Source organism: Promicromonospora kroppenstedtii DSM 19349 (assembly GCF_000515355.1).
Classification (GTDB): domain Bacteria; phylum Actinomycetota; class Actinomycetes; order Actinomycetales; family Cellulomonadaceae; genus Promicromonospora; species Promicromonospora kroppenstedtii.
Window position 1 is genome coordinate 60903 of record NZ_KI911740.1, and the last position, 3216, is coordinate 64118.

1 protein-coding gene and 1 pseudogene are annotated in these 3216 nt (G+C 73.4%); one reads left to right on the top strand and one right to left on the bottom strand.

Annotated elements, in window-relative coordinates:
* A pseudogene (locus PROKR_RS37025) lies at nucleotides 1-526 on the bottom strand (cation-transporting ATPase); the annotation flags it as partial.
* 169 nt (nucleotides 527-695) lie between these two features.
* On the opposite strand from PROKR_RS37025, the gene treY reads away from it, so the two are divergent.
* The coding region (treY, locus tag PROKR_RS22790) for a malto-oligosyltrehalose synthase (RefSeq protein WP_084800614.1) at nucleotides 696-3216 on the top strand (2521 nt) is incomplete at its 3' end.

Here is a 3216-nt window from a genome sequence, read left to right on the forward strand (position 1 = left end):
ACCGCATCGAGCCCGGCCGACGAGCCTCGCTCCGGGCTGCCGCCCGGGCCAGCTCGGCGTGGTCGGCGGAGCGGGGCTGCTCGTGCGGCGGCAGCTCCGTCTGCATGCGCTGCAGCACGGCTTGGCGCTGCGCCGGCGTCAGGCGCGCGAAGGACTCGGCGTGGATGCGCTCGACCTGGTGCGGGTCGGCGGTCTGCATGAGGTAGTCGTAGCGGGCGATGGCCTGGCGGTCGGCGTCGGCGGTGCCGGGAGCACCGGGGTAGCCCTGCTGAGCGCCCGGGTACCCCTGCGGCGCGGGCGGGTAGCCCTGCTGCTGGCCGGAGTAACCCTGCTGGCCGGGGTAGCCCTGACCCTGCGGCCCCTGCTGCTGGTTGCCCCGTACCGCGTTCGCGACGTCCTGCAGGGTGGACTGCCAGGACCGCTGGCCCGTGGCTCCGCCCTGCGGCGCGCCCTGCTGTTGCTGCTGCCCGGACTGAGAGTCAAGCACCTTCTTGGCGAGGCCGATCATGTTCGAGAACTTGGACATGCGGTCCGTTCCTTCCGTCGGGCGGAAGGACCACGCTTCCAGCCCATCATGAGAAGTACGTGAGACCAGGATGAGAGATTCACCCGGGTGGCCTGGCGATATGCACCGGGATCAGCCATCGTGTGAAGCGCGCGGGACGTCCGAGCCCCCACCGAGCGACGGAGGCACAGTGCATTCCCATCTCCCTGGACCCGGCCGCCGCACCCCGGTCAGCACGTATCGCCTCCAGCTCGGTCCGGAACTGACGTTCGCGGACGCCGAGAAGGCGCTCCCGTACCTCGACGCCCTCGGGATCACGGACCTCTACCTCTCGCCCGTGCTGCAGGCCGCGCCCGGTTCCACGCACGGGTACGACGTCGTGGACCACACCCGGATCAGCGACGTCATGGGCGGGCGGGACGGCCTCGAACGGCTCGCCGCGGCGGCGCACGCGCGCGGGATGGGCGTCGTCGTCGACGTGGTGCCGAACCACATGGCCGTGCCGACGCCGGCCTGGCACAACCGCGCCCTGTGGTCCGCGCTCAAGCACGGTCACGAGTCCCCCTACGCGCACTGGTTCGACCTCGACATCGCCGCGGGGGAGGGGCTCCTCATGCCGGTGCTGGGCGCGCGGATCGGCACCGTGCTCGCGGCGGGGGAGCTCGTGCTGGACCGCGCCGTCGTGCCCGGGGAGGGCGACGAGGAGCAGCCCGTGCTGCGCTACTACGACCACCTGTTCCCCGTGCGGCCCGAGACGGAGGACCTGCCACTGGCCGAGCTCGTGGGGCGGCAGCACTACCGGCTCGCGTACTGGCGCGTCGCCGACGAGGAGCTGAACTACCGGCGCTTCTTCGACGTCGGCACGCTTGCGGGCATCCGCGTGGAGGACGACGACGTCTTCGACGCCACGCACGCGCTGCTGCTCGAGCTCTTCCATGCGGGCGTGATCGACGGCTTCCGGATCGACCACCCCGACGGGCTCGCCGACCCGCGCGGCTACCTGCGGCGCCTGAACGAGGCGACCGGCGGGGCGTGGGTCGTGGCCGAGAAGATCCTCGAGGAGGACGAGGCCCTGCCCGACGACTGGCCCGTCGCCGGGACCACGGGCTACGACACGGCGTGGCGGCTGCACGCCCTGCAGGTGGACGCCGACGGCGCCGCCCCGCTCGCCGGGCTGATGCACGAGGTGACGGGCGAGCAAGCAGGGCTGGACGACGTGATCGAGCAGGCCAAGCGGCAGATCGTCGAGACCTCGCTGTACGCGGAGATCCACCTGCTGACCACCATGCTCGCGGACATCTGCCGCGAGGACGTGCGGCTGCGCGACCACACGTTCCGGTCCCTGCAGGACTGCGTGGTCGAGCTGATCGTTGCGTTCGGCCGGTACCGCGCGTACGTCGTCCCCGGGGAGACCGCACCGGCGGAGGCAGAGCGCGTGGTGCGGCAGGCGGCGGACATCGCCCGGTCGCGCCTCGACCCCGACCGGCACGACACGCTGGACCTCGTGGTCGACCTGGTGCTCGGTCGCGAGGCCGGGTCCGCGGGGCGGCGGGACGAGGAGCGGCGTGCCGAGCTCGTGGTCCGGTTCCCGCAGGTGTGCGGCGCCGTCATGGCCAAGGGCGTGGAGGACACCGCGTACTACCGGTGGACCCACTTGGTCAGCCTGTGCGAGGTGGGCGGCGCGCCGGCGCGGTTCGGCGTCGGGCCGGACGAGCTGCACGCGCACGCGCGGCACACCGCCGAGTCGTGGCCCGCGACCATGACCGCCGGGTCCACCCACGACACGAAGCGCGGCGAGGACGTGCGGTCGCGGATCGGGGCCGTGTCCTCCCACGCGGAGGCCTGGACCGGGCTGGTGCGGCGGCTGCGGGAGGCGACGTCGGACGTGCGGCCTGCCGATCTCGACGGGCGCACCGAGAACCTGCTCTGGCAGACGCTCGCCGGGACCTGGACACCGGACGGGCCGATCGAGCCCGAGCGGCTCGCCGCGTACCTGGTCAAGGCGTCGCGCGAGCAGAAGGCGTGGACCACGTGGACGGCTCCTGACGCCGTCCGGGAGGACGCGTTGGTGAAGTACGCGACCGGGCTGCTGACGCACCCCGAGGTCGTCGCCGGGTTCGACGAGTGGGTCGCCGAGGTGACGCCGACCGTCCGTCGCTCGGTGCTCGCGACCAAGCTGCTGCAGCTCACCGTGCCCGGCGTCGCCGACGTCTACCAGGGCACCGAGATGACCGGGACATCGCTCGTCGATCCGGACAACCGGCGGCCCGTGGACCTGGAGGGGCTCGCGACGGTGCTCGGGTCGCTCGACGCGGGGCGGACGCCTGTGGGGCTCGCGGAGGAGAAGCTGGCGCTGACGGCCGCCGCGTTGCGGCTGCGGCGGGCGCATCCCGGGGCGTTCGTCGGGGAGGACGCCGGGTACGAGCCGCTGCCCGTCACTACGGGGCGGGCGGTGGGGTTCGTGCGGTCGGATGCCGCCGGGCCTCGGGTGGTCGTGGTCGCGACGCGGCTCGGGGACGCGCCGGGGCTCCTGGAGGCGTTGGTGGTGCTGCCGGAGCCTGCGCCTGGGGAGGTGTGGCGGTCCGTGCTGACCGGGGATGTTGGCGGCGCCGGGGCGGTGCGGCTCGGCGACCTGCTGGGGGACTGGCCGGTGGCACTGCTCGTGGCGGAGGCTGCTGGGGCTGGGGCTGGGGCTGGGGCTGGGGCTGGGG